Raw genomic sequence first — 26,437 nt, forward strand, 5'->3', positions numbered from 1 at the left:
TTGGTTTCTATTTTTAAGTGATAAATGATATTAATCTCATTGATTTTATAGGGATCTTATCATTCATTACTCATTACTTATCATTGATGATTTAGCTCATCGGTAGTTTTATCGTAAATGTACTTCCTTTGTCTTTGTGGGAATCTACGAGTATCTGTCCTTTGTGAAGTTCTGCAATTTTCTTTACATAAGAAAGTCCCAGTCCCTGTCCTTTTACATTGTGGATGTTTCCGGTTTCTTCTCTGAAGAACTTTTCGAAGATTTTGGTCTTATTGTGGGTTTCCATTCCCATTCCCTTATCAGAAATTTCTATGACGTACCAGTTTCCTTCATTACTTGTTTTTACTTTAATCTCAGGGGCTTCAGGAGAATATTTGTTGGCATTGTCCAGTAAGTTCACCAGCATATTTGAGATGTGGAACTCATCTATTTTAAAAATATAGTTCGTTGCAGTAAATTCCTGTGTCAAAGACCCGTTTCTCTGCTGTACGATGAGATTAAAAGACTCTGTTGTTCTTTTGATCAGCTCTCGCACATTGGTTTCCCGTAAGAATAGCTCTACCTCGTTTCTTTCAAGCTTAGACATATTCAAAACATTCTCCACCTGCTTTTTCATTCTTAAATTTTCCTGCTTGATCAGTTCCGAATAGTATTTTACTTTATCCGGATTGGTAGCGATCTTATCATTGGCTAAAGAGTCTGTAGCTACAGAAATTGTTGCCAGTGGTGTTTTAAACTCATGGGACATATTATTGATGAAATCCGTCTTTACTTCTGCCAGTTTTTTCTGTCTCATCATATAATTGATGGAAATAATATAAATCCCGAGAATAGTCAGTAATGAAAGGAAAGTTCCCAAAAGCATGGGCCAGTTGTTCATCGCCAGGGAATATTCTTTTTTAGGAAACACTAAAGCCAGACTGTATAAAGTCCGGTCTTTTTTATCGGTAAAAAGAGGATAGCTATAGGTATTGCTGTCTTTTTTCTCCTTATACACCTTATTGACGACACTGGTGAGTTTGTTGTTCTTGTCAATTACCCCATACCCGAATTTTGAAGTGATGCCTTTTATTTTAAGCTCCTTGGCAATTACCGAATCAAGCACTTTAGGGTCCACCCTTTTATCGATGGGCAGATTGGTGCCAACCACTTTTACAAATTCTTTTATCGCGTAATCCCCGTTTTCAATATCATTGTTAAGGTCTGTGGTAAGAAGCTCCCGGTTGGTGGTATCTTTCTTTATTTTATAAGTTGCATCATCAGTATACAGCGTTGTCAGCTTTACCGAATCACCTTTCTGAGAGATCGGAAGCTGTGTTTTTGATATGATGTTTTTGGAATAGATGATCTGGCGCTGTGCACCGGAATCTTCTACCTGCTGGATTGTCGTTAAAGAGGGCTGGTCTTTGCTGGCAAGGATATTGTTTCTTAGATTAGTATAATCCTGATTCAGGTATTTATCAGCTTCGATTTCTTCAATATTTTTTGAAGTGTTTTCTAAAGCAGCGTATACTTTATTGGAAAATTCCTGCTCAAGAGCACCGTAATAACCTTTCAGCCAATAAAATTGGAGCGTAACAAAAACAATCAGTGAGATTGTCATAAACACCGAAATTATTGGGATGAATTTATTATTCATTATTGAATTTTATATATTGGAAAAAAATGAATGTTAAAATTAATTATTTTAAGACTTGATAAACAAAAAACGAGCCAAAAAATTGTTTAATTTCTCTTAAAAGGGAGTTTTTTAACAATTATTTATGAATTTAGAATAACTTGTCATATGAAAAGTCCTGTAAATGGATAAAGGAGTAGCTTTAACAAAAATAATTATTTATGGAATCTAATATCGTTTTTAACAAAGATTTTGATTCAAACAGTGTGTATGTCATGAAAATATATGACGCTGATGTTTCAAAAGTGTGGAATTATTTTACCAAATCCGAATTATTGGATCAATGGTGGGCGCCGAAGCCCTGGAAATGTGAAACTGTAAAACAGGATTTTAAAGAAGGAGGGATCTGGCACTATGCCATGGTAGGACCGGAAGGTGAAAAAATGTATGGTCAGATGGCATACGGTGAAATCACAGAGCACAGGAGTTTTGATGGAGTAGATGCTTTTTGTGACGAAAAAGGAAATATTAATGAAGATTTTGCACAGGCAAAATGGCTGCTTGGATTTACAGGAATAGAGGAAGGTACAAAAGTGACCATTAATATATACTTTCCAACTTCTGAAGCCATGAAGCAACAGCTGGAAATGGGGTTTGAAGAAGGTTTTAAAACGGGACTGGCACAGCTTGAAGAAATTATCAGGTAATAAAAATTTTGAGACGGCCGAATGGTTTATCTTTTGGCTTTATAAGAAAAAGACGGGCTTAACCCGTCTTTTTAATTTTATATATGAATTGTGCCATGTATCATTTCAAATTGTCACAGCAGATCAAATCAGATCCTCTTCCTGGAAATACTGTATAATTGCTTTTTTCATCAGAAGAGACTGTTCATTTGGTTTTAATTCCGGAAGTGCTTCCAGCTTATCATACTGTGGCCATCCATCTTCATAGTGGGTGAACTTATAGTAACCGAAAGGTTCCAGCAATCTGCACACTGCAATATGGATCAGGTTTACTTTGTCTTCTTTGGTGTATTTCTGCTGGCCGCTTCCCAATTCCTGCAGTCCGATCAGAAATAAAAGCGTTTCAATCGGAGGATTTTTCTCAGTATCAAAATTGTCTATAAAAAACTGTTCTATCTTTTGCCAGTATTCAGATTCGTTCATATAATTGATAAATGATAATTTATAATTGATTATTGGTACGTCTTAAGTCTTCGCCTAATTTCTTCTTATATGACGATGTTGACTTTACTATTTCATCTGCTTCTTTAAGAAGACTATATATTTTTTCTGCTTCAAGCAAATTGAGTTCATCAATGATTTCCAGCCAGAATAATGTCTCATCAGCTTCTTCTACAACAATACATATTTTGGAATATTTTTCTTTCAGAGAGCGAGCTCTGCACATTGCTCTGTAATTACTGGCTGTTGATGATGCTGATCTGAAAATTTGTTTTCTGATATTTGATATCTTATCCGAATAGGGGATTTCAGACAGCTCATTAATAATAGTAATAGTCAAAGATTTGGTCCTTTTTGAAAATATCTGATTGTAATTGTTGTCAGCATTCATATCGATCATTTTTTATCGATTATCATCTATCTTTAATAAGAATGCATATTCCAGAGCATCTTCCTTTAACGATTCAAATCTTCCGCTCGCTCCGCCGTGGCCTGAGCTCATGTCGGTTTTGAATAATAAAAGATGATCATCTGTTTTCAGTTCTCGCAGTTTTGCAGTCCATTTTGCCGGCTCCCAATACTGTACCTGGGAATCGTGAAGGCCTGTTGTAATCAGCATATGAGGATAATCTTTCGCTTCAACGTTATCGTAAGGCGAATATTCCTTCATGTACTGATAATATTCTTTGTCGTTTGGATTTCCCCATTCATCATATTCCCCGGTTGTCAGTGGAATAGTTTCATCCAGCATTGTTGTCACCACGTCTACAAATGGAACCTGTGCTACAATTCCGTTAAAAAGCTTAGGCTCGTAATTCACAACGGCACCTACCAGAAGTCCGCCTGCGCTTCCGCCCATTGCGTACATGTGATTGGATGATGTGTAGTTTTCCTTAATTAAATGTTTTCCGGCATCAATAAAATCGAAGAATGTATTTTTCTTGAAAAGCATCTTGCCGTCTTCATACCATTCTCTGCCCAGGTATTCCCCACCGCGGATATGAGCAATGGCATAAATGAATCCTCTGTCTAAAATAGAAAGCCTTACGTTGGAAAAACTTGCATCTACAGTATGTCCATAACTTCCGTAGCCGTATAGCAGTAAGGGTGTATCTGCAGATTTTTTAGTGTCCTTATGATAAACCAATGAGATCGGGATTCTTGTTTCTCCATCTCTTGATTCTGCCCACACCCTTTCAGAAATATAATTTTCAGGAAGGAATTTCCCGCCAAGAACTTCCTGTTGCTTAAGAAGCTGAGTCGTTTTCTCCTTCATATTATATTCATATGTTGAGCTGGGCTGTGTCAGTGACGTATAACCATAACGGAGAACCTCAGTATCAAATTCCATATTGATCCCAATGTAAGTCGTATATGTTGGATCAGAAAAAGGGAGATAGTAAGATTCGTGATTTTTTTCATCAATAATTTTAATCTGGAGAAGTCCTTCTTCTCTTTCTTCAAGAACGAGATAGTCCCTGAAAATTTCAAAACCCTCAAGCAGAACTTCGGGACGGTGTGGAATAACATCTACCCAGTTCTCCATTCCGCAATGGTCAATTTTCGTTTTTACGATTTTAAAATTGAATGCATCATCTGCATTGGTAATGATATAAAATTCATCTTCAAAATGTTCTACCGAATATTCCAGATCATCTATTCTGGGCTGGATAATTTTCCATTCCGCAAAGACATTGTCAGAAGGAATGAATCTGTGTTCATCGGAAATTGTGCTGGAGCTGGCAATGAAAATATACTCCATTGATTTTGTCTTGAAGACATTCACATCAAAAGTATCATCCTCTTCATGGAAAATCAAAATATCTTCCGAAGCATCAGTGCCAAGCTTATGCCTGTATACCTGGAAAGCACGTAAACTTTCATCTTTTCTGATGTAGAAAACATGTTCATTATCATTTGCCCAAACTGCTTTTCCTGTAGTGTTCAGGATCTGGTCCGGTAAAATTTCTCCCGTGAGAAGATTTTTAAAGTTAATGGTATAAATCCTGCGGCTTACATTATCCGATGAAAAAGAAACAAGCTCATTATTCGGAGAAACAGCTACGCTCCCTACTTCAAAATAGGTTTCGCCTTCTGCTAAAATATTGACATCAACAATAATTTCTTCCTCGTTATCAAGGCTTTTATGTTTCCTGCAGAAGATAGGATATTCTTTTCCTTCCTCATAGCGTACAATATACCAGTATCCGTTAAAGAAATAAGGGAGAGACTCGTCGTCTTTTTTGTAGCGGGCTTTCATTTCTTCGAAAAGTTCTTCCTGAAAAGCCTCGGTGTCTTTCATCATAAACTCTTCATAGGCATTTTCCTCTTCAAGATATTGTATGACTTCAGGATTTTCCCTTTCATTAAGCCAAAAGTAATTGTCAATTCTTCTGTCGCCGTGTATTTCCAGTATTTTTTCTATTTTTTTTGCCTGTGGAGCTTTCATTTAAATATTTTAAATTTATTTGGCCTGGTGTAATGTGCTATAGATTTTTCTTTTTTGGGGAATAATTTACAGGACATTTCATTCAATATTAATTCTTGTTCAAATTTAGTTAAAAAACAGCCATCTTTCCGGTATTGAAAAGATGGCTGTTTTATATTGAGTATTAAAGTCTACTTATGAAGACTTTTAATATACTTTTCAAGTGCCATTGTCATAGATGGAGTTTCCTTTGTAGGAGCCATAAGGTCTATCTTTAACCCAGCTTCTTCCGCTGCTGCTAGAGTAGTGTTTCCGAAAACGCCAATCTTTGTTTCTTCCTGCTTAAAATCCGGGAAATTCTGCTGAAGAGACTTGATTCCCTGCGGGCTGAAAAAGATCAGCATATCATAATCCTTAGCATTGATATCCGTAAGATCGCTGCATACTGTTCTGTACATGATTGCCCGCGTCCAGTCCACATTGGCGGTTTCCATTGTTTTTACGATATCCGGGCTTAGGACGTCTGAAGACGGCAAAAGGTATTTTTCAGTAGGAAATTTTTTAAACAGAGGCAGAAGATCCGAGAAGTTTTTCTCCCCAAAGCTGATCTTTCTCTTTCTGTAAACAATATGTTTCTGAAGATAGTTGGCAATCGCCTCAGACTGGCAGATATATCTCATCGTATCCGGAACTGCAAAACGCAATTCTTCGGCAAGTCTGAAGTAATGGTCTATCGCATTTTTGCTGGTGAAAATAATCCCAGTAAACTGCGTCAGATCTATCTTCTGTGTTCTTAGTTCTTTGTTGTCAACTCCTTCGACGTGGATGAAAGGACGGAAATCAATCTTTATTTTTTCCTTCTTTGCTATATCCAGATATGGAGAAGACTCACTAGGCGCTGGTTGAGAAACCAATATAGACTTTATTCTCATCATTGACTCTTATTAAAAAAATAACAACTTCCAAAGCAGCAATAAAGGTGCGATTTGGAGGGTGCAAATATACAAAAATTTATAATACCATTTTTCGGGAAGTATATTGTTTTTGTGAAACAAATAGAAGAAAATCTTGAAAACAGCGACAAATGCAAAAAAGCAGAAGTAGTATGAAAATATTTTATTTCTGTCTATAGGGAAATAATAATGGGTTACACACAGGATTATTAACAAAAATGAAAGAATGAAGTAAAATTTTGTGGAGGTAAAGTAAAAAATTGTCCATTTTTTGCCGTCACCTATGCTTTGGTAAAATAAAAAGCCCAACGCAGATTTCGAAGCATAAAAAAATATGACCGCCAGCAATGTATACCCAAATTTATTAAGCTGATACCCGAAAAGCTGCAGATCATTAATATATTTCGGTACTATGGGAATATACTGTGAAATTAAAGCCGACAATGTAAGTGTCGTCACACAGGAAGTAATGATCCAGCTCGGAAGGTTATTGCTGGCATCAAAATATTTCTGAAGCAGGAAATCTTTCAGGCTGGCATCCCTTTCTATAATATTCATCATGAAAACATACAGAAATATGCATCCTATCAGTATAAAGATTACCCAGTCATTATTCTCAGGTATTCTTACGTGGTTTATAAAGTTTTGTGATAACAGCAAAGGAATATTTTTTGCAAAATTATAGATTATTTTGTATAAAATAAAAAGGTTAAATAAACTATCTTTGCAAACTGAAATGAAAAAACTCGTCATTATCCCTACTTATAACGAAAAGGAAAATATTGAAAATATTATTTCCGCGGTTTTTGCATTGGAGGATGACTTTCATATTTTGGTAGTGGATGATTCCTCTCCGGACGGGACGGCTGAGATAGTAAGGGGAATTCAGAAAAAATTTCCACATTATCTCCATATGTCGGTAAGACATGTAAAAGACGGTTTGGGAAAGGCATATATCCACGGATTTAAGTGGGCTATCGAAAACAAATATGATTATATTTTTGAAATGGACGCCGATTTTTCACACAATCCAAATGATCTGCCGAAACTTTTCGAAGCCTGTTTGAACGCAGACATGGCAATAGGATCACGCTATTCCAAAGGAGTAAATGTGGTGAACTGGCCAATGGGACGGGTTCTGCTTTCCTATTTTGCTTCCAAATACGTAAGGTTTATTTTGGGGCTTCCCATTCATGATACAACTGCAGGCTTTGTCTGCTTTTCCAGAAAAGTTCTTGAAGAAATAGGCTTGAATAATGTGAAGCTTAAAGGATATGGCTTTCAGATCGAAATGAAGTTCAGAGCTTTTAAAAAAGGTTTTAAAATTGTAGAAGTTCCTATTATATTTACAAACAGAATTTTAGGAGAAAGTAAAATGAATGGCGGCATTATTCATGAAGCTGTATTTGGAGTTTTAAATTTAAAATGGAAATCAATAATCAACAGATTATGAAAAAACTGGTCTTCATTTTCGTTATGCTGTGCATGTTCTCATGTAGCGACTATATCGACAAGCCTAAAAACCTGATCGAGCCTGAAAAGATGGCTGAGATCCTGGCTGACCTTGCTATTACAGATCAGGCAGTCATTATATATCAAAACAAAAATCTGGAAGCAGGAACAAGATTTGTCCTTAAAACCCACCAGATAAAATCTGAGGATTTTATAGAAAGCTTTAAATATTATGTCGTTAAAGACAAAATGAAAGATATTGCGGAAAACGCACAGAAAATAGTATTGAAAAAAGACCCGAAAGCAGACAAATATATACAAGACAAGCTGAAAAATAGTGGTAATACACCTTTTTTAAACAGATAATGATGCGGAAATGTTTCTGCCGCCAAAGCAGAACCGTTAATAGCGGCGAATTAAAAGAATATACGAATGAAATTTTTTAATATAGAAAAAACCTCTGAAGGAAAAGCAAGAGCAGGAGAGATCACTACAGATCACGGGAAGATCCAGACACCTATCTTTATGCCTGTAGGAACTGTAGCAAGTGTGAAAACAGTCCATCAGAGGGAATTAAAAGAAGACATTAAAGCCCAGATTATTTTGGGTAACACATACCACCTGTATCTTCGTCCTACAATGGATATTATGCAGGAAGCAGGAGGGCTGCACAAATTCATGAACTGGGACCTTCCCATCCTTACCGATTCAGGAGGCTTTCAGGTGTTTTCCCTTTCCAAAAGCAGAAAAATGTCCGAAGAAGGGGTAAAGTTCAAATCCCATATCGACGGAAGTTATCATATGTTTACCCCGGAAAAGTCTATGGAGATCCAGAGACAGATCGGAGCCGATATCTTCATGGCTTTTGATGAATGTACACCTTATCCTTGCGAATACAATCAGGCCAAAACATCCATGGAGCTTACGCACCGTTGGCTGAAAAGATGTATTGAATGGACTGAGCAGAACAAAGAAATGTATGGCCACAAGCAGAGGCTTTTCCCGATTGTTCAGGGATCTACCTACTCGGATCTTAGGAAAATTTCAGCTGAAGTTATTTCCGAGGCCGGAGCAGAAGGAAATGCCATCGGCGGACTTTCTGTAGGGGAACCGGAAGAAGAAATGTACAGAATTACTGATGAAGTTACCGATATTCTTCCAAAAGACAAACCAAGGTATCTTATGGGAGTAGGAACCCCATGGAATATCCTTGAATCCATTGGCTTAGGTATCGATATGATGGACTGTGTAATGCCTACCAGAAATGCCAGAAATGCAATGCTTTTCACCTGGCAGGGCGTAATGAACCTTAAAAATGAAAAATGGAAGCGTGATTTTTCACCTCTCGACGAGTTTGGAACAAGTTATGTAGACAGAGAATATTCAAAAGCATATCTGCGCCATTTATTTGTATCAAAAGAATATCTTGCAAAACAGATTGCGTCCGTACATAATCTGGCATTTTATTTAGACCTTGTGAAGGTCGCTAGAGAGCATATTGTGGCAGGTGACTTCTATGAATGGAAAAAATCTGTAGTGCCGGTTCTTAGACAAAGACTTTAAACAGAAAAAGGATATGATCAAAATTATAGACAGATATATTATCAAAAAATACCTTGGAACATTCAGTTTCATGCTGATATTGCTGTCTATAGTTGTGTTGGTTATTGATGTGCAGCAGAAAATCCCAAGGATAGAAAATGCAAAAGCATTGGACCCTAAGCTGGATTTAATGTACTTTCTGATCAACTTCTATCCCTTTTGGATCATTAACCTGGTTGTAACCTTCCTATCTATTCTGGTATTTATTTCGGTGATTTATTTTACCTCCAGAATGGCAAATAACACTGAAATTGTTGCCGTAATCAGTAGCGGAGCCAGTTTTCACAGATTTGCAAAGCCTTACCTGTATACCTCACTTTTCATTGCCATGATATCGCTTCTGGTGAATCATATGGTGCTGCCATGGGCTAATATTAAGAAAAATCAACTCGAGGCCTATACCTATAATGCGGCGAACAAAGAAAAGATCCTGGGAACAGGTCCTGCCTCTGCTCAATTAAGCAAAATGGAATACATTTTCGTGAATTCCTGGAACAAAAGAGAAACAAGAGGTTCTGGCTTTGTCTATCAGAAATTTGATAAAACAAGAAAAATGACTTACGAGCTTAAGGCATCGGAAGTATATTGGGATAAGGCTAAAAAACAGTTTACGCTTACCAACTATCTTGAAAAAACGATCAATAAAGATAACTCTGAAAAACTGGGCAGTGGTGCTGAAATAAAGAAAAGCTACGGGCATTCTCCAGAAGAACTCTTCCCGAACGAGCTTTTAGGACAGAATAAAACTACTCCGGAGCTTATAAAATTCATTGACAGGGAAAAAGAAAAAGGAAACAGCAACCTGAATTCTTATCTTAATGAGTTCCATCAGAGAACTTCAATGCCTGTTTCCATTATTATTTTGACGTTCCTGGCGCTTTCACTGGCATCCCAGAAAAAAAGAGGAGGCCTCGGAGTTAATCTTGCCATAGGAATTTCCCTTGCATTTGTTTTTGTTTTCTCATTTGAAGCATTAAAAGTGGTTTCAGAGAACAAAAGCCTGTCACCGGCAGTTGCCATGTGGCTGCCTAATATGGTTTTCTTCCCGCTTACCCTGTACCTGTATCTGAAAAGAGCCAATCAATAAAGAAGCTTGATTTCTTTATGATAAAAGGGCTTTAAACCATCTCTTTCAAGTTCTATCCATAGTTCTCCCTTTTCGTCAGCATTCCGGATAATGCCATTTTGTCTCTCTTTTTCCATTTCGAAGACTGAGATCTCATCTTTACGATATAAATTCCGGTTGAATTGATCAATGATTTCCTGATCAGACGGAATATTTTTCAGTTTTTCCGATACGTATTCGTGAAGATTTGAAGTAAAATCATCAAGGTCGTAAACCCGTTCTGTCTGCGTCAGAAGTGATCCTGCGTGGGATATTTCGTCAAAATGATCCTGCTGGACATTGAAGCCTGCTCCTATGATAAAATAATTATTTTGATTAATTTTTTTCTTTTCAATTAAAATTCCGACGATTTTTTTATTTTTAAGGATAATATCATTCGGCCACTTTATCTTTACATCATTATCAGTCAAATTGGCAAGGAAATCCCGGATAACCACTGCGGTATAGTAATTGAATATAAAATCTGAGAGCAGAAAGCTCTGAGCTTTAACCGCCAGCGTATACGCAACATTTTTTCCGGCCGCCGCCGCCCAGGTATTTCCATATTGTCCGCGGCCTTTAGTTTGATTGAATGTATATAAAGCAGTAAAATCTGAATTTCCGTAAAGTAAAAACCGGGATATTTCGTCATTAGTAGAAGAACACTCTTTTAAATAAAATAATTGACCCATTTAAGAAAACTTTAAGACTTTAAAGGGCTAAAAATAAGGCTAAAGTAAAAGAAAAACAATAAATTTGCAGATTATAGATATTTTAATGAATAAAACAGCAGAAAAGCAGGCACTAATAGATAAAATTGTTGAAGCCATCCAGGATGTAAAAGGAGAAGATATAATGATTTTTGATCTTTCAAAAATTGAAAATTCTGTAGCGGAAACTTTTATAATTTGTAGCGGAAACTCCAATACACAGGTTTCTGCATTGGCAGGAAGTGTAGAGAAAAAAGTAAGAAACGATCTTAAAGATAGACCTTGGCATGTAGAAGGTACCGAAAACTCAATGTGGGTTTTGGTAGATTATGTAACAGTGGTAGTGCATATTTTCCAGAAAGAAGTACGTGAATATTACGATATTGAAGAACTTTGGGGAGATGCAGCAATTACCAAAATAGAATATGAATTTTAAATTTTAAAAAGTATAAATGAACAATAAAGGATTCAACTGGTTTTTTCCAATTGCAATCGTGGCTCTTTTGTTATTTTTCGGTTCCAATTTTTTAGGAGGCGACAGTGCAAAATCTATTGATGAGGATGCTTTCTTTAGGGAAATGCAGGCAGGAAAGGTCCAAAACGTTATCATATACAAAGACACAGAGAAAGCTGATGTTTTCCTCACAAAAGCAGCAAAGACAGCAATGGTCAGTAAAACGGCCAACCAAAGCAATCCTCTTTCTGCATTCGATATGGCTCCAAAAGCAGATTTTTCTGTAAAATACGGAGACCTTCAGCTTTTCCTTCAGAAATTTGATCAGATAAAAGCTGCAGACGCTAACATCAAAACCACAAAAGATTATGGGGCAGGCAAAAATCCTTTCATGGATATCCTGGTTTCAGCGTTGATATGGATTGCGATCTTAGGTCTTTTCTACTTCCTTCTTTTCAGAAAGATGGGCGGAGGCGGAGGCCCTGGCGGACAGATCTTCTCAATAGGAAAATCTAAAGCGAAACTTTTTGACGAAAAAGAAAGAATCCAGGTGACATTTAAAGATGTTGCAGGTCTTGAAGGAGCGAAAGAAGAAGTACAGGAAGTGGTAGATTTCCTGAAAAATTCAGAAAAATATACAAAGCTGGGAGGAAAAATTCCTAAAGGAGTGCTGCTTGTAGGCCCTCCGGGAACCGGTAAAACATTATTGGCAAAAGCTGTTGCAGGTGAAGCCAAAGTACCTTTCTTCTCCCTTTCAGGTTCAGATTTCGTAGAAATGTTCGTTGGTGTAGGAGCTTCAAGAGTTAGAGATCTTTTTGCCCAGGCAAAAGCTAAATCTCCGGCTATCATCTTTATTGATGAGATTGATGCAATCGGACGTGCAAGAGGAAAAAATAATTTCTCAGGCGGAAACGATGAAAGAGAAAACACCCTGAACCAGCTTCTTACAGAAATGGACGGTTTTGGAACAGATGTAAACGTTATCGTAATGGCTGCTACCAACAGAGCTGATATCCTTGATAAAGCCCTGATGAGAGCCGGACGTTTTGACCGTTCGATTTATGTAGACCTTCCGGAATTGCACGAAAGAAGAGAGATATTTGATGTTCACTTGAAAAAAATCAAGCTGGATGATACTGTTGACAGAGATTTCCTTGCAAAACAAACCCCTGGATTCAGTGGAGCGGATATCGCGAATGTATGTAACGAAGCGGCATTAATTGCAGCGAGAAACAGTCATACCTCTGTTACAAAACAGGATTTCCTTGATGCTGTAGACAGAATCATCGGAGGTCTTGAAAAGAAAAACATGGCTATCAAACCGTCTGAAAAAAGAAGAGTTGCTTATCATGAAGCAGGTCATGCTACGATCTCATGGCTGGTAGAGCACGCAGCACCACTTTTAAAAGTAACAATTGTCCCAAGAGGACGTTCTTTAGGTGCGGCATGGTATCTTCCTGAAGAAAGGCAGCTGACCACTACCGAACAAATGTTGGACGAATTGTGTGCAACTTTAGGAGGCAGGGCAGCAGAACAGGTTATTTTCAATAATATTTCAACAGGAGCACTGTCTGATCTGGAATCAGTAACGAAAAGAACGCAGGCTATGGTTACTGTTTACGGTCTAAGCCCTAATATCGGTAATATTTCTTACTACGACAGCTCAGGCCAGTCTGAATATTCTTTCGGTAAACCTTATTCCGAAGAGACCGCTACGAAAATTGATGCAGAGATCAAATCGATCATCGAAAATCAATATGAAAGAGCGGTAAGAATTCTTACTGAGAATAAAGATAAGCTTGATGCTCTGGCGAATAAGCTTTTAGAAAAAGAAGTGATCTTCCGCGAAGATCTTGAAGAGATATTCGGTAAAAGAGCATGGGATCCTGAGTTAACAGAAAGACCTGTTACCAGCACGATCTCTACTGCAAAACAGCCCGATGAGCAGATCATTATTCAAGACAAGGAAGAAGGAAGTGAGGTTCAGGCTCCGGAAAGCCCGACTCAACTTTAAAATACTTCCAAAATATATTTAAAAAAAACCTGATATTCTTAGAATTGTCAGGTTTTTTCATATTTAAGGACTATTTTTAGAATCTATTGTAATTAATTTTCTATTTTTGTATAAAGTTGACTAAAAATAGATTAAGTTGAATTTATTCAAGAGGATTGTAAGCAAACTTACCAACCAGCCTGAGGAAGAAGAAAAACAGAGTCTGGAAAAGCTCGGGGATTCGCTGAAAAATGCGGATCTTGACTATAAGTTTGCGCAATTATTTACGCATTCAGGAGGTTTTTTCAATTACTGTGCAGATGAAGCGGAAGCTCTACAGACTTTAAATCAGATTGTGAAGATAGAAGGAATTAGCAATGTTTTCTGCTGGGACAAAGAGCTTCAGAGCTTTTTGAACGTGGTGAAAACACCTTTTACTTCTGAAATGGAGCATACCAACGATGCAGCCTTCATTACCTGTGAATATCTTATTGCTTATGACGGCAGGATCATGCTTTCGCATAACAATATCCTGCATTACCACTCTTCAAGACTTCCGGGTAAAATCATTATCATGGCCAATGTATCACAGATCGTGAACAACCTTAATGATGCAATGGGAAAAATAAAAAGGAACGGAAATATCAAAAACCTTACTTCCATCAGCGGAGGCCAGTCAAGCTTAGATACTTCTTCCAATACAAATACAAAACTGTTTTTATTGCTGCTTGAAGATTAAGCATCAACTTATAAATTTTACATTTTGGACAAAAACCTTATTCAAAGAACCATTTCCGGACTTGTTTACGTTGCCGTTATCATTCTTTGCACAACACCGCTGGGTGCCCAACTCATCAACAAGATTCATCCGGACCTTATCAGACAGGAATATTTGTACCACGGTCTGATCACGCTTTTGCTGCTGGTAGGTACCTGGGAATGCATTAAGATCATGAAGTTTGGGAAAGGCTATGAAAAATGGGTCGTACTCCCGCTGGTTATTTTTATTTACTATGTTTTTTCCAAAAGATATTTCAAGCATGATTTCTTTTTCGATTTCAGACTGAACGAAATACTGGCTATTTCCCTGATCGCGATTGCAGTGGTTACATTATTCAAATATTCCAACGAATTATATTATGACAGCGGAAAGCTGATATTTACGGTCATCTATGTGGCATTGCCTTTCAGCTTTGCATTAGGTCTGCCCAAGTTTTCAAGCTTCGAAGGGACATTTTCACTTGAGGTTCTTTTCCTGTTTATTCTGATCTGGAGCAGTGATACTTTCGCTTATCTTACCGGAAAGTTTTTCGGGAAACATAAAATGGCCCCTAAAATCTCACCAAAGAAGACATGGGAAGGATATGCCGGAGGAGTTGTCCTGACGTTGATTTTATCTTACTTTATAGAGCATTACCAGCCGGAACTTCGCGGGAACTGGATGGTGGTAGGTTTCCTGGTTGCTGCATTTGCTCCGTTGGGTGATCTTGTAGAAAGTCAGCTTAAAAGAAATTTCGGGGTAAAAGACAGCGGAAACATCATTCCGGGGCATGGAGGGGTGCTGGACAGACTGGACAGTTTTTTAATCTGCGTTCCTGTCGTATATTTGTACTTTATTTTAGAAAAATTTATTTAATCTCATGAAATTACATAAGGAATCAAAAGGAACGATTGCCGTAGCAACGATACTGTTTATCATCATAAGTATATTGGCTATTTATTTTCTTAAAATATGGTCGTTACTGATCATTATGCCGTTATTGGTGGTTTACAGTTTAGTATTTTGGTTTTTCAGGGTTCCGGATCGTAATATACTTGAGCACAGGGAAAATGTGATTGCTCCGGTAGACGGAAAAGTGGTTATGATTAAAGAGGTAGAGGAGACTGAATTTATTAAAGGAAAAGCCATTCAGGTTTCTATCTTCATGTCACCGCTTAATGTTCACATCTGCAGATATCCCGTTTCCGGAAAAGTGATCTATAAGAAATACCACCCCGGAAAATATCTTGTAGCATGGCACGAAAAATCATCTACAGAAAATGAAAGGACGACGGTAGCCGTAGAAACAGCCACCAATCATCAGGTGGTATTCAGACAGATTGCAGGATACGTGGCAAGAAGGATTGTTTTCTACTGTAATGAAGGAGATCAGGCAAAAGCCGGCCATGAGTTCGGTTTTATTAAATTCGGCTCAAGAATGGATGTTTTCCTGCCTTTGGATACCGAAATCATCTGCAAGATAGGAGACATTACAAAAGGAGGTCTGGATGTGATCGCCAAAATGAAAGATTAATACAGAATAAAAATCAAGATATAAAAGGGAGAAATTAAATTTTCTCCTTTTTTTTGTCCATTTTATTAAAATTGTTTCCGATCTGAATTCACTTATTTAATTTCAGTATTTATTTTTCCAAGTTTTTGTACGCATGCGTGGTATTGAGTATTCATTTTATAGGGTGTATTTCTTCAAATCAGTATTTTTGCACAAGTATTATTTTCTTATCAAATTATTTTATTGCTGTTTTCGGGTATAAAACAAAAATATTCTTTTCATTTAATTATATTCAAAACATAATAATTTTTTTGCGTATTAATTGATTATAATCTGAATAATGTCATATATTTACGTAAATAGCTGAAAAATTATACGAATTTATCAAGCTGGCAATCTGGCTTGATGATTTAATAAAAAAACACCTTTCACAATCTTTCATTCAGCAAACAACTGCAGACAGATTCACTTGTCCTGCTGTTTTGTGTGTATTTGATAAGTATTAATATGAATTCAAGTTGCCTGTCCTGTACAAAAAGCAACTTGAGCACTATGATAACACAAAAACACAGAACAAGATGATTTTTAAAAATTTCTTCCGAATGATCAGCAGTGAAGCAGAGGAATTATATGATGAAGATGAACGTAATTATCTTAATCTTATTAATAAATATCTTCTCTTCCTTTTCCTGTTGTTCTTATTTTATTCAGTATTTATTATTATTTTTTTCGGAGATGCGGTAATTTCTACATTTTTAACGATTACCACTCTTTTCTGGTTCTTTTTAATGGCTGTTAAAGGAAAGACAAACCGCTACAAAAAAGTATTGAAGACAAGTGTTATTTTCGTTTTTATTCTGCTCGCTTTTATCATCAGCTTCTTTCATATTTATACTTTTAAAAATGCGGGAGTCGAGTACTTTTACTTTTCACTTTTATTTGCTATTCCATTCTTTTTCAATTATAAGGAAAACTTTATTTCAATCCTGATTCTTGCCTTTATCATCAGTGTCAATTGCATTGCCTGCTTATATTTTGACTTTGATTTTCTTCCTAAAAGCATTTTTTTTCAAGCTGGGGACTTCAAAACTATAAAACTGCTTAATATTTTATTTTCCATAGCATCATTTCTTATGGACATCTCCTTTATTACTCAAAAAGATGATCTGATCTACGGACTTATGGAAGATACACGAGCGAAGGATTATACTATAGAAGATCTGCAGAAGACCAATACCGAGCTTCTGAAACAGCAAATGCTCATTAATCATCTTACGGAAGAAAATATCCGTGAAATTTATAGCCTGGCAGAAAGCAACTCGCCGCTCTTCTTTGATAAATTTCAAATCTTTTTCCCACATTTTATTCCTGCTGTGTTATCAAAAAATCCAAACCTTATTCATTCCGAACTTTATTTCTGTGCCCTAATGAAGATTGACTTTGATACTAAGAAAATAGCACAGTGTACAAAAAGCAGCATCAGGGCAGTGGAAAGTAAAAAATACAGAATCAGGAAAAAGCTGAATATTCCTTCTGAAATGAATATCAACAGTTTTATTCTTAAAATATAATTTTTTTACGGGAGTGAGTAGTATTACGTAGAAGGAAAGGCTTTAATTCAGTTTGCTGTTGATATTTTTGCTTCAGGATGAATTTAAAACAGATACATATCGGAAGCTTAGTGAAAGCAAAAGTAGAAGAGCTCCGTATATCTTCCGGAAGAATTATGAATTACCTGCATTGTACCGAAGATGAAATGGAAGAGATGTACCTGAAGGAAAGCATGGAAACCCAAAAGCTGCTCAGATGGAGCAAGCTTCTGCAGTTTGATTTCTTTAGAATTTATACCGGACATCTTATTCTTTATGCTCCTCAGTCTCATATGCGCAAAGGGATTAAATTGGAGAAATCTACTCTTACATTCAGGAAAAGTGTTTATACAGAAGAGGTTAAGGTATTTATACTGGATAAGATAATGACTGGTGAAATGAAGGTACATGAAATCGTGAAAAAGTATAAAATTCCGAAGACGACCCTTTACAAATGGATAAAAAAAGTATAAACATGCCGGATTTCAAACAAATATATACTGATATTATCACTGAAAAATTCCCTGAAAAAATAAATGATCCGCTCATAATAAATAAGCTGGATTCTTTAAGTACTGCAATTGATATTCTAAAATTCAACAAATTGATCTTTGGCCAGGCGGAATATGCTGTAGAAATTAAAAATCAAAGACTGCGTTCTTATGATGAATCGTCCATCCGTGAAATTCTTAATTACCAGTATAAGAATAAGCTGACCAATGCAGAAACAGCCAATCATTTCAAAACCAGCCGGAACACTATTGCCAGATGGAGGTCTATTTATAAGGCGGAGTGATTTCTTAATTATTTCTATTTTTCTCGTAAAATGTTGATTGATTGTACGTTTTACTACGCACGAGTAGTATTGCGTAGGGTTTTTTAAGAGAATAAGCTATTGTGGTTGATATTTTTGCATTGGCTGAAAGGTCAATTTAAAAAATAACAAACATAATTATTTCGAAATGATGAAAACAAATTTTACAACAGCGAAAATCAAAATTCTGCTTCTGGCTATGGTTTTGGTTTTTGGACAGTTCTATTCTCAGGCTCAAAACGGTGCAGTAGGGATCAATACATCTTTGCCTAACGAAAATTCGGTTTTGGATGTGGTATCTGGCGGAAACAATAAAGGGATACTCATTCCACGCCTTACCGAAACCCAAAGAGATGCGATAATCATCAATAAGCTTAAGGATGATGGCCTTACCATTTACAATACAACAGAAGACTGCTTTAATTACTGGAGCCTTGCAGACGATGAATGGAAAAGTGTTTGCGGACAGCTGGGAAAAGCTGTATTTACAGTGGACTGTTCCAATACAAAAGCAATGGGGACCTATGTAAAAAGCAGAGAATTAACTATATCCAACTATCTGAGTATTTCGGTCAATGTGATTAAAGTGGGAAATTATACCATCTCGGGAACTACTCCCAATGGATATAACTTTTATGGAACAGGAACATTCCTTAATACAGGTGTGCAAACCATTCAGATTGCAGGGCAGGGAACTCCTGTGAGTGTTCAGACTGACATGGTATCGCTGAATGCCAACGGAAACGATGTGACCTGTACGCCTGCTGTATCTATAAACGTTCTAAGCCCTGCCGGGACTTATACCATGAGCTGTGGAAGTGCTGTTGTCAATGGAGTCTATAAAGTAGGAACGGCGCTTAACTCCTCCAATACCATTACATTACCGGTCAATGTTTCTGCATTAGGAAGCTATACCATTACGACGAATACAGTAGACGGGATTTCGTTCAGAAGTTCAGGGACATTTACGGCTACGGGAAGCCAAAATGTAACCTTAAGCGGTACAGGAACTCCATATTCTACAGCTGTAAAAACAATGACTATTACTTCTGACAGCCAGGGAGGAGTGTCAACAACCTGTAATGTAAATATCATTGTAGTAATTCCCAAAAAAACAGTTTTACATATAGGTCTGGAGACGGCTTACGGATATAGCGCTTTTACAGGACCTTCCAGAAGCCTGATGGATTCTCCCACCAATTTTGGAACAACGGCTTCAAGTATTGTAAAGTATGAAGGTTTTACCCATACGTCGCTGGGAAATTCACCATCTTCCGCAGCACTTCAGGCAGCCCTGAACAATAAGCCGGATATTGTAATTATTGGGTATAATTATACTCCAAATACAACTGATGCCGGATATATCGCTTCCTATCTTAATAAAAAAGGAATTGTGATTGCTTTAACTGATGATACAGGGACTGCACAGAATTTATTCAGAGGGATCTTTTCAGATCCTACCATTTCAGCATCCTATGGAGCAGGAGCAGGTTCTGTATATGCACTATCCAATACAGATGATCCTATATTGAATGGTCCTTTCGGAGATGTAAGGGGAAAAAACTGGGGCGAAGATGCTTCTACAACAGTTGGAATGTCAGGTCTTACAAGCGGATTTATTCCTTACAGTTACGCTCAACCTATTAACAGCACAACAGCAAGAACCGGTCTTTCCGGACTTAGAAGCAGCAGCCTAAGCTTTATATGGTTTGGTGACGGAGGTTTTCTAAGCAATGAAAATGCAAACGGGAGCCCGTATTCAAGCAACACGATAGAGCCCTTCGTAGCACCAAGTTCAGGTGGATATTTTCCCGTGCAGAAAGCCACGTATGGTTATGCGGGAAACGGGTATTCGACCGGAGGAATGCAGGTGCAAAATTCCATACTGTTTGCAAACATGATTGCATGGGCAATTAAACAGGCAGAATTCAGCGGAATTAATACACAGTAGTGAAAAGTTCTTAAACAAGGCTGCGGCATGGTGAAACCATGCCGCAGCTTTTATTTTATATGCTTTTTAACCTCTTCTACAAGATTCAGAATAATCCCAACAGGCAAATCTTCTTCCATGTCAATCAGAAGGATTTTAAACTTCTTTCTGCCATCCTGGATCAGCAGGGGATGATCAAGTCTGTCCCCGTGGTAGAAACTTACATAATGCTGCTTATATTTTTTGCTGTAGTAAAGATAGCACAGCATTTTCTTATTGTATTTAAAGAATGGAAGCCCGAAGCTTAATGTTTCTGTTATATTTTCCGTGTCGGATTCCAGGATCTTTTGACGTAAAAACAAAAGAGCACTTCTTTCAGGTTCTTTGATTCTGTAGAAGTACTCTTGTATAGGATTCATTTAAGTGAATTTAATTCAATAAACGATTAGTCAAAATTTTGAAGCTCCACGAGCTTATGGTACATTCCTTTCTTAGCGATAAGGTCATGATGCGTTCCCTGTTCCACTACAATTCCTTTCTCCATCACTACGATCCAGTCTGCTTTTTGTATCGTTGAAAGCCTGTGGGCAATAACCAGGGATGTTCTGTTTTCCATCATTTTATCCAGGGCATCCTGAACGAATCTTTCAGATTCCGTGTCCAGGGCAGAAGTGGCTTCATCCAAAATCATCACCGGTGGATTTTTCAATACGGCTCTGGCAATAGATACCCTCTGTTTCTGACCGCCGGAAAGTTTATTTCCATCATCCCCGATATTGGAGTCATATCCATCAGGAAGATTCGAAATGAAGTTATCAGCATTAGCAATTTTTGCAGCCTCCACTACCTCTTCTTTGGTAGCATCAGGTTTACCCATAAGGATATTATTATAAACCGAATCATTGAATAATACAGACTCCTGGGTTACCATTCCCAGAAGCTGGCGGTATTCTTTCAATTTTAAATGTTTAATGTCAGTTCCGTCAATTAAAATTTCACCCTCATTCACATCATAGAATCTGGCCAGCAAGTTGGCAATCGTTGTTTTTCCGCTTCCGCTCTGTCCTACAAGAGCGATTGTTTTCCCTTTAGGAATGATCAGCGAGAAATTTTTAAGGATAACATTGTCTTTATCATAATAGAATCCAATATTTTTGAATTCAATCTGATTATTAAGCGTAGAGATAGAAACAGGCTCAGCAATTTCTTCTACCTTTAAATCATAATCAAGAACTTCAGCTACTCTTTCCAAACTTGCCATACCTCCCTGGATAGAAGAGATTGCGCTGGAAAGCTTTTTGGCAGGATCCAAAATCTGGAAGAACATTCCGATGAAAACCAGGAAAGCCTGAGGTTTCATAGTCTGCTCCTCTAAAATCTGAGTTCCCGCATACCAGGTAATGATAAGAATGGTAATAGAGCCAAGGAATTCGCTCATAGGAGAAGCAAGTTCTCTTCTTCGGCTCATATCTATGGCAAATTTCTGCCAGTTGGTAGTTGTTTCGTTGAATCTGTTCTTAAGGATCTTATCCGCGTTGAAGATCTTGATCACCTTAGATGATTTTAAAGTTTCGTCTACCAGTGAAAACAGGTTTCCGAGTTCAGCCTGCGCATAATGGGCCTGCTTTTTTAAGCTTTTTCCGGTCCATGAGATCAGCAATCCCATAACCGGGAAAACAACCAGTGAAAACAGGGTCAGCTGGGGAGACAGCAAAAATAACGCAATCAATGAAGAGATGATCATAAACGGAGCATTGATGATATCCACTAACACACCCATAATTCCACCTTCTACACCCCCGATATCATTGGAAATCCTGGACATCATGTCTCCTTTTCTCTGTTCTGTAAAGAATGAGACAGGAAGCTGCAGGAATTTATTGTACATCGCAGTACGAAGATCTTTGGTAATGCCCACACGGTAATTCACCAAAAGGAAAGCACCTATATACCTGAAAATATTCCTTAGTAAAAATGAAACTCCTGTAATGGCACACAGAACAGCAAGTACGTAAACAGCACCATGCTGATCAATCTGTGTCTGTACAAAATAATAAGCTTTATCCTTTATATAGTTGAAATAATCGCCGAAGGCTCCGCTCCATACCGGTTCTTTTCCCTGTCTTTCAATCGTTCCGAACATCAGCCCCAAGATAGGAAGCATAGTTCCTACAGATAAGATATTGAGTAAGGAGTACAGTATATTGAAAAACATACTTCCGAAAAGGTATTTTTGATGCGGTTTCGCGAAATAAAGTATTCTTTGTAATGGTTTCATTCAATGAAAAATTGGATAGCAAAATTACGTAAAATTAAAGGAAAAGACGTTCTTAATCCTGTTTTACTTTGGTTAATATGTTTCAATTAAATATGTTTTGTTACAAACGTTTGTTTAGTTTTCGATGCTCAGACGGTTTCAGGACATGAAAAAAACCGCCAGCCCGGCGGTTTTTTTGTCATTTATTATTTAAATATTATTTAAAATTTTACTTTGTCATTATATTTTGGGGCGAAATTCTGTGGAGTCAGTTTTTCCAAAGTTTTTCCAACGTTATTGATGATGGTTGTTAAATTATCAAAATCTACAACCTTTACGTCGTCACTTTCGTTATGGTAATGGGAAGCTTTCGTCATATCCACAGTAGAGAATGAGTGGGCAATAATCTTTTTCTTTACAAAGCTTACATTATCTGATCTGTAGAATAATTTTTGAGCCGCATACGGATCAGAATTGATTTTTAATCCGTTTGCCGCATACTTATTAAAAAGTTCATCGAAATCGGAAAACTCATCGCCGGTCATAAAAAGTGCATTTTTTCCGAACTGGGATTCTGTAGCCACCATTTCAAAATTGAAAAGTGCCGTCATATTATTATATACCTTATCTAAACCGGTATCTGTGGAAATAGCTCTTGAGCCAAGCATTCCTTTTTCCTCACCATTGAAGGCCATAAACACCATGGAGAATTCCGGCTTTTTATTTTTAAAATAATCGGCAATACCTGCTAAAGTTGTAATTCCACTTGCATCATCATCAGCACCATTATAAATATTGTCACCGGTTTTATCACTTGTTCCGATATGGTCGAAATGCCCTGAGAACCCTAAGTATTTATCTGTCTTTCCTTTTTTGATTCCACATACATTATAAACTTTTTTTCCTTTATATTCGAAAGGGATCAGGTAAGAGTTTCCCGTACAGTATTCAAGTTTGTTTTCTTTAAAAAGCGTTGCAATATATTCTGCAGCCTTATCATTTTCCGGAGTTCCGATCTCACGGCCCTTCATTTCATCTGAAGCCAGGGTCGCAAGTATAGTGGTTACTCTTTCTTTTGAAACCTCCTGAGCAAATGTAAATGCTGAGAAGAATGACAGGGCAAGGTAGGTTAGTTTTCTCATTTTTTGATATAATTTATAGGATCAGTCGTATACTTAACGGAAATGTTGCATGAAGTGATATAAAATTAATCTTTAAAGTAAAATTTAATCAGGATCATACATTGGAACCGTTAAAGAAGGTAAGGCATAAGAAAAATTAAAATTACCTGAAAATTTTTTAAACGCAAAGGATTCAAGGGAGCAAAGAAGGAATCAATACGATTGATTTGATGAAGCGTGCGTTTTAGCCCGTACCTTCATCAACGGTGAAGCCGGCATCTTTACTTAAAATAATACAGTCCGAATATGAAAATTTGTGTTAAAAAAAGACTAGGCTATAACAAAAAAACAGCTCCTTTCGGAACTGTTCTCACTCAAAAAATCGTTGTAAGGCTATCGAAGTCGGTCTACAGATTTCACGAGCCTCTCATCTCTGCGGATGTATGCGTTTGCAATAAACAGACATATTACCGCGATCAATGGGAAAACCGGCTCAATACCCTTCTCAGGAATCTGAATTCCTCCGGATAAGTTTAGTAACCAGTACGCCAATACACCAATCAACAAAACGTTTATAATGATGCTGAATGTATTCAGCAAAATTTGTCTTTTCCTGTTTTTAAAACTGAAAATACTCAATGCTCCTGCCAAAACCAGGGCAATACAGCTTATATCAATGACCGGAATATTGCCAAAAACGTCAACATCCTGTCCTGTAATGAAAAGGAAAACTGCGGCCAAAACAGCCAAAAGAGTCCATATAGTCTGTATTCTCTGTAGCATAGATTATTAAATACCAGGCAAAAATAACATAAATTTTGCACAATTCAAAAATAAGTGTAGATTTGCATTATACATATGTACTTGAAAACAAAAGTCACCGGACTTACTTTTCTTACTCACAATTAATTACATTTTTACATTAAGTATGTTTAACATAGAAACGTTAAGGTCAAAATCCGTAACGGAACTGACTAAAATCTTAAAAGATTTAGGCGTTAAAGTTGCTAGAAACAGCAATGATAATGATAAGATCTTTGCCGTTCTTGACTTTCAGGCTTCTAACCCTAAAGTTGCAAAAGATTATTTCAACGCCACAGAAACCAGTATGGATACTGAAGAAAAACCGGCAGATAAACCTGCCAAGGCTCCTGTAAAAAAAACAGCGCCTAAAAGACAACCTGCCAAACCCAAAGCAGAAGTAAAAGCACCCAATGAAGAAAGCCCTAAAGCTGAAGAAAAAGTAGAAGAAAAGGTGCCGGCTGCTGAAGAAAAACAGGAAGAGCCCAAAGCTGAAACAGTTTCCGCTCCTGAAGAAAACAATTCAGCACAGGCTAGGAAAAAAAGAAAAAGAGTAACTGCCAACACAGGCAACACAGAAGCTCCCCAGGAAAGAGCGGAAGCTCCTAAAAATGCAGAACCTCAGGAATCTGCTCCATCAGAAGAAAAGCCTGCTACTTCCCAACCTCAGGCCAGATCCCAACAAAAAGGACACAACAACCCGCAAAACAGCGGAAATCAAAATAAGAACCCTAATCAGCATCAAAACCAAAATCAGGGTCAAAATCAAAATCCTAACCAACACCAGAATCAGAATCCAAATCAAAATCAAAATCAGCAAAGACAACATGCTGACAGAAATGAGGAGCACCATTCTGAGCACAGAAAAGAATTTAGTTTTGACGGTATGGTAAGCATTGAAGGGGTTTTGGAAATCCTTCCGGATAACTACGGATTCCTTCGTTCATCTGATTTCAGTTATATCTCTTCTCCTGATGATGTGTATGTGTCTACGGCACAGATCAGAAATTTTGGTCTGAAAACCGGAGATACTGTTAAAGGAATTGTAAGACTCCCGAAAGAAGGTGAAAAATATTTTTCGTTACTGAAACCTACGGAAGTGAACGGACGTGATCTTGCGTTCATCAAAGACCGTGTTGCCTTTGAATATTTAACTCCGCTTTTCCCTGAAGAGAAATTCAACCTTACTGGGAATGGATCTACGCTTTCAACAAGGATTGTAGATCTTTTCGCACCTATAGGAAAAGGACAAAGAGCGATGATCGTTGCCCAGCCTAAAACAGGTAAAACGATGTTGCTTAAAGATATTGCCAACTCTATTGCGGCCAATCACCCTGAAGTATATATGATGGTGCTTCTGATTGATGAACGTCCTGAAGAAGTTACCGATATGGAAAGAAGTGTCAATGCGGAAGTTATTGCCTCCACATTTGATGAAGCGGCTGACAAACATGTAAAAGTGGCGAATCTTGTTTTAGCAAAAGCCCAGAGAATGGTAGAATGCGGACACGATGTGGTGATTTTACTGGATTCAATTACGAGATTGGCAAGAGCCTATAACACCGTTACTCCGGCATCAGGAAAGGTTCTTTCCGGTGGGGTAGATGCTAATGCGCTTCACAAGCCGAAAAGATTTTTCGGAGCGGCCAGAAAGATTGAAGGAGGAGGTTCACTAACCATTATTGCCACAGCACTTATCGATACCGGTTCTAAAATGGACGAAGTGATCTTCGAAGAATTTAAAGGAACAGGGAACATGGAACTTCAGCTGGACAGAAAAATTGCCAACAGAAGAATTTATCCTGCAATTGATCTTGTGTCTTCAAGCACGCGTAGGGATGATCTTCTTTTAGATGAGGTGACTTCACAGAGAATGTGGATCTTCAGAAAATACCTTTCTGAAATGAATCCTGTAGAAGCAATGGAATTTGTTAATAAAAACATCAGAGGAACTTTAAATAATGAAGAATTCCTGATGTCTATGAATAAATAGATTAATTTAATTGTTAATTAAAAGCACGAAAATCAATTGATTTTCGTGCTTTTTTGTGCCTGAAAGTTTTTAATGCTTTGTTAAATTGTGATAGCGTTAAGGATTATCAGTTTATATTCTTTTTTTTAAAATTGATTTTCGGGATGTTTTAGACTGA

General features: G+C 37.3%; 26 protein-coding genes. 15 read left to right on the forward strand and 11 right to left on the reverse strand.

What is annotated here, in order from left to right; genetic code table 11:
• Window positions 1-91 precede the first annotated feature (91 nt).
• On the reverse strand, window positions 92-1,639 hold the full coding sequence (locus tag AC4IFE_RS03405; protein ID WP_490754892.1) for a sensor histidine kinase: 1,548 nt from the start codon (window positions 1,637-1,639) through the stop codon (window positions 92-94).
• Between the two features lie 200 nt (window positions 1,640-1,839).
• On the opposite strand from AC4IFE_RS03405, the gene AC4IFE_RS03410 reads away from it, so the two are divergent.
• Window positions 1,840-2,325 (forward strand): SRPBCC domain-containing protein, encoded by a 486-nt coding sequence (locus AC4IFE_RS03410; protein ID WP_490754894.1) that lies wholly within the window; start codon window positions 1,840-1,842, stop codon window positions 2,323-2,325.
• A gap of 123 nt (window positions 2,326-2,448) precedes the next feature.
• Here AC4IFE_RS03410 and AC4IFE_RS03415 read toward each other — a convergent pair whose 3' ends face one another.
• The 5 genes from AC4IFE_RS03415 to AC4IFE_RS03435 form a co-directional block, all read right to left on the reverse strand.
• Complete coding sequence (locus tag AC4IFE_RS03415) at window positions 2,449-2,787, reverse strand: hypothetical protein (protein WP_490754895.1); 339 nt, start codon at window positions 2,785-2,787, stop codon at window positions 2,449-2,451.
• A 19-nt stretch (window positions 2,788-2,806) separates the two neighbouring features.
• Window positions 2,807-3,196, reverse strand: coding sequence for a four helix bundle protein (locus tag AC4IFE_RS03420; protein WP_490754897.1), 390 nt, complete (start codon window positions 3,194-3,196; stop codon window positions 2,807-2,809).
• 12 nt (window positions 3,197-3,208) lie between these two features.
• Window positions 3,209-5,254, reverse strand: coding sequence for a S9 family peptidase (locus tag AC4IFE_RS03425; protein ID WP_490754898.1), 2,046 nt, complete (start codon window positions 5,252-5,254; stop codon window positions 3,209-3,211).
• Window positions 5,255-5,424: 170 nt separating this feature from the next.
• The gene (locus AC4IFE_RS03430; RefSeq protein ID WP_490755426.1) at window positions 5,425-6,165 is read right to left on the reverse strand and encodes a uroporphyrinogen-III synthase; all 741 of its coding nucleotides are present in this window, start codon (window positions 6,163-6,165) and stop codon (window positions 5,425-5,427) included.
• A gap of 12 nt (window positions 6,166-6,177) precedes the next feature.
• Entirely contained in the window at window positions 6,178-6,846 is a 669-nt protein-coding gene (locus AC4IFE_RS03435) for a DUF4271 domain-containing protein (protein ID WP_490754900.1), read from the reverse strand.
• Window positions 6,847-6,922: 76 nt separating this feature from the next.
• Here AC4IFE_RS03435 and AC4IFE_RS03440 point away from each other — a divergent pair, with 76 nt between their 5' ends.
• From AC4IFE_RS03440 to AC4IFE_RS03455, 4 genes are all read left to right on the forward strand, one after another.
• Entirely contained in the window at window positions 6,923-7,639 is a 717-nt protein-coding gene (locus AC4IFE_RS03440) for a polyprenol monophosphomannose synthase (RefSeq protein ID WP_490754902.1), read from the forward strand.
• Window positions 7,636-8,004: a DUF4296 domain-containing protein gene (locus tag AC4IFE_RS03445; RefSeq protein ID WP_490754903.1), complete on the forward strand. Its 369-nt coding sequence runs from the start codon at window positions 7,636-7,638 to the stop codon at window positions 8,002-8,004. The genes AC4IFE_RS03440 and AC4IFE_RS03445 overlap by 4 nt, the downstream gene beginning before the upstream one ends.
• 66 nt (window positions 8,005-8,070) lie before the next feature.
• Window positions 8,071-9,201, forward strand: a complete 1,131-nt coding sequence (gene tgt, locus AC4IFE_RS03450) for a tRNA guanosine(34) transglycosylase Tgt (RefSeq protein ID WP_490754904.1) — start codon at window positions 8,071-8,073, stop codon at window positions 9,199-9,201.
• 16 nt (window positions 9,202-9,217) lie between these two features.
• A complete protein-coding gene (locus AC4IFE_RS03455; RefSeq protein ID WP_490755428.1) occupies window positions 9,218-10,327 on the forward strand; it encodes an LptF/LptG family permease in 1,110 nt (369 codons plus the stop codon).
• On the opposite strand, the gene AC4IFE_RS03460 is transcribed toward AC4IFE_RS03455, so the two are convergent.
• Window positions 10,321-11,037 carry a biotin--[acetyl-CoA-carboxylase] ligase gene (locus tag AC4IFE_RS03460; RefSeq protein ID WP_490754905.1) on the reverse strand — a complete coding sequence of 239 codons (717 nt, stop codon included), beginning with the start codon at window positions 11,035-11,037 and terminating at the stop codon, window positions 10,321-10,323. The genes AC4IFE_RS03455 and AC4IFE_RS03460 overlap by 7 nt on opposite strands.
• An 85-nt stretch (window positions 11,038-11,122) precedes the next feature.
• Here AC4IFE_RS03460 and rsfS point away from each other — a divergent pair, with 85 nt between their 5' ends.
• The 9 genes from rsfS (at window position 11,123) to AC4IFE_RS03505 (ending at window position 20,129) form a co-directional block, all read left to right on the forward strand.
• A complete protein-coding gene (gene rsfS, locus AC4IFE_RS03465) occupies window positions 11,123-11,491 on the forward strand; it encodes a ribosome silencing factor (protein WP_111958808.1) in 369 nt (122 codons plus the stop codon).
• 16 nt (window positions 11,492-11,507) lie between these two features.
• Window positions 11,508-13,523, forward strand: coding sequence for an ATP-dependent zinc metalloprotease FtsH (gene ftsH, locus AC4IFE_RS03470; protein WP_490754907.1), 2,016 nt, complete (start codon window positions 11,508-11,510; stop codon window positions 13,521-13,523).
• 136 nt (window positions 13,524-13,659) lie between these two features.
• Entirely contained in the window at window positions 13,660-14,241 is a 582-nt protein-coding gene (locus AC4IFE_RS03475; RefSeq protein WP_490754908.1) for an LUD domain-containing protein, read from the forward strand.
• A gap of 24 nt (window positions 14,242-14,265) precedes the next feature.
• A complete protein-coding gene (locus AC4IFE_RS03480; protein ID WP_490754910.1) occupies window positions 14,266-15,138 on the forward strand; it encodes a phosphatidate cytidylyltransferase in 873 nt (290 codons plus the stop codon).
• A 4-nt stretch (window positions 15,139-15,142) separates the two neighbouring features.
• A complete protein-coding gene (locus tag AC4IFE_RS03485) occupies window positions 15,143-15,796 on the forward strand; it encodes a phosphatidylserine decarboxylase family protein (protein ID WP_490754912.1) in 654 nt (217 codons plus the stop codon).
• A 581-nt stretch (window positions 15,797-16,377) separates the two neighbouring features.
• The gene (locus AC4IFE_RS03490) at window positions 16,378-17,346 is read left to right on the forward strand and encodes a helix-turn-helix transcriptional regulator (protein WP_490754914.1); all 969 of its coding nucleotides are present in this window, start codon (window positions 16,378-16,380) and stop codon (window positions 17,344-17,346) included.
• Between the two features lie 77 nt (window positions 17,347-17,423).
• A complete protein-coding gene (locus AC4IFE_RS03495; protein ID WP_490754916.1) occupies window positions 17,424-17,837 on the forward strand; it encodes a transposase in 414 nt (137 codons plus the stop codon).
• 2 nt (window positions 17,838-17,839) lie between these two features.
• Complete coding sequence (locus tag AC4IFE_RS03500) at window positions 17,840-18,160, forward strand: helix-turn-helix domain-containing protein (RefSeq protein WP_490754918.1); 321 nt, start codon at window positions 17,840-17,842, stop codon at window positions 18,158-18,160.
• A 166-nt stretch (window positions 18,161-18,326) separates the two neighbouring features.
• A complete protein-coding gene (locus AC4IFE_RS03505; RefSeq protein WP_490754920.1) occupies window positions 18,327-20,129 on the forward strand; it encodes a phage tail-like protein in 1,803 nt (600 codons plus the stop codon).
• 50 nt (window positions 20,130-20,179) lie between these two features.
• On the opposite strand, the gene AC4IFE_RS03510 is transcribed toward AC4IFE_RS03505, so the two are convergent.
• From AC4IFE_RS03510 to AC4IFE_RS03525, 4 genes are all read right to left on the reverse strand, one after another.
• Window positions 20,180-20,527, reverse strand: coding sequence for a DUF1801 domain-containing protein (locus AC4IFE_RS03510; RefSeq protein ID WP_490754922.1), 348 nt, complete (start codon window positions 20,525-20,527; stop codon window positions 20,180-20,182).
• Between the two features lie 26 nt (window positions 20,528-20,553).
• The gene (locus tag AC4IFE_RS03515; protein WP_490754924.1) at window positions 20,554-22,386 is read right to left on the reverse strand and encodes an ABC transporter ATP-binding protein; all 1,833 of its coding nucleotides are present in this window, start codon (window positions 22,384-22,386) and stop codon (window positions 20,554-20,556) included.
• Window positions 22,387-22,586: 200 nt separating this feature from the next.
• Window positions 22,587-23,507, reverse strand: a complete 921-nt coding sequence (locus tag AC4IFE_RS03520; RefSeq protein ID WP_490754926.1) for a M28 family peptidase — start codon at window positions 23,505-23,507, stop codon at window positions 22,587-22,589.
• Window positions 23,508-23,879: 372 nt separating this feature from the next.
• Window positions 23,880-24,269, reverse strand: a complete 390-nt coding sequence (locus AC4IFE_RS03525) for a DUF4293 domain-containing protein (RefSeq protein ID WP_490754928.1) — start codon at window positions 24,267-24,269, stop codon at window positions 23,880-23,882.
• A 145-nt stretch (window positions 24,270-24,414) separates the two neighbouring features.
• On the opposite strand from AC4IFE_RS03525, the gene rho reads away from it, so the two are divergent.
• The gene (gene rho, locus AC4IFE_RS03530) at window positions 24,415-26,280 is read left to right on the forward strand and encodes a transcription termination factor Rho (protein ID WP_490754930.1); all 1,866 of its coding nucleotides are present in this window, start codon (window positions 24,415-24,417) and stop codon (window positions 26,278-26,280) included.
• The last annotated feature ends 157 nt before the right edge of the window (window positions 26,281-26,437 follow it).

Source organism: Chryseobacterium sp. UF-81, from assembly GCF_058245105.1.

Bases quoted from the DNA above. Each gene is read 5' to 3' on its own strand.
- AC4IFE_RS03510 (WP_490754922.1), bottom strand. From the start codon at position 20,527: ATGAATCCTATACAAGAGTACTTCTACAGAATCAAAGAACCTGAAAGA.
- AC4IFE_RS03405 (WP_490754892.1), bottom strand. From the start codon at position 1,639: ATGAATAATAAATTCATCCCAATAATTTCGGTGTTTATGACAATCTCA.
- ftsH (WP_490754907.1), top strand. From the start codon at position 11,508: ATGAACAATAAAGGATTCAACTGGTTTTTTCCAATTGCAATCGTGGCT.
- AC4IFE_RS03525 (WP_490754928.1), bottom strand. From the start codon at position 24,269: ATGCTACAGAGAATACAGACTATATGGACTCTTTTGGCTGTTTTGGCC.
- AC4IFE_RS03460 (WP_490754905.1), bottom strand. From the start codon at position 11,037: ATGGGTCAATTATTTTATTTAAAAGAGTGTTCTTCTACTAATGACGAA.
- AC4IFE_RS03415 (WP_490754895.1), bottom strand. From the start codon at position 2,787: ATGAACGAATCTGAATACTGGCAAAAGATAGAACAGTTTTTTATAGAC.
- AC4IFE_RS03420 (WP_490754897.1), bottom strand. From the start codon at position 3,196: ATGAATGCTGACAACAATTACAATCAGATATTTTCAAAAAGGACCAAA.
- AC4IFE_RS03485 (WP_490754912.1), top strand. From the start codon at position 15,143: ATGAAATTACATAAGGAATCAAAAGGAACGATTGCCGTAGCAACGATA.
- AC4IFE_RS03515 (WP_490754924.1), bottom strand. From the start codon at position 22,386: ATGAAACCATTACAAAGAATACTTTATTTCGCGAAACCGCATCAAAAA.
- tgt (WP_490754904.1), top strand. From the start codon at position 8,071: ATGAAATTTTTTAATATAGAAAAAACCTCTGAAGGAAAAGCAAGAGCA.
- rho (WP_490754930.1), top strand. From the start codon at position 24,415: ATGTTTAACATAGAAACGTTAAGGTCAAAATCCGTAACGGAACTGACT.
- AC4IFE_RS03520 (WP_490754926.1), bottom strand. From the start codon at position 23,507: ATGAGAAAACTAACCTACCTTGCCCTGTCATTCTTCTCAGCATTTACA.
- AC4IFE_RS03495 (WP_490754916.1), top strand. From the start codon at position 17,424: ATGAATTTAAAACAGATACATATCGGAAGCTTAGTGAAAGCAAAAGTA.
- AC4IFE_RS03425 (WP_490754898.1), bottom strand. From the start codon at position 5,254: ATGAAAGCTCCACAGGCAAAAAAAATAGAAAAAATACTGGAAATACAC.
- AC4IFE_RS03505 (WP_490754920.1), top strand. From the start codon at position 18,327: ATGATGAAAACAAATTTTACAACAGCGAAAATCAAAATTCTGCTTCTG.
- AC4IFE_RS03410 (WP_490754894.1), top strand. From the start codon at position 1,840: ATGGAATCTAATATCGTTTTTAACAAAGATTTTGATTCAAACAGTGTG.
- AC4IFE_RS03490 (WP_490754914.1), top strand. From the start codon at position 16,378: ATGATCAGCAGTGAAGCAGAGGAATTATATGATGAAGATGAACGTAAT.
- AC4IFE_RS03500 (WP_490754918.1), top strand. From the start codon at position 17,840: ATGCCGGATTTCAAACAAATATATACTGATATTATCACTGAAAAATTC.
- rsfS (WP_111958808.1), top strand. From the start codon at position 11,123: ATGAATAAAACAGCAGAAAAGCAGGCACTAATAGATAAAATTGTTGAA.
- AC4IFE_RS03430 (WP_490755426.1), bottom strand. From the start codon at position 6,165: ATGAGAATAAAGTCTATATTGGTTTCTCAACCAGCGCCTAGTGAGTCT.
- AC4IFE_RS03440 (WP_490754902.1), top strand. From the start codon at position 6,923: ATGAAAAAACTCGTCATTATCCCTACTTATAACGAAAAGGAAAATATT.
- AC4IFE_RS03445 (WP_490754903.1), top strand. From the start codon at position 7,636: ATGAAAAAACTGGTCTTCATTTTCGTTATGCTGTGCATGTTCTCATGT.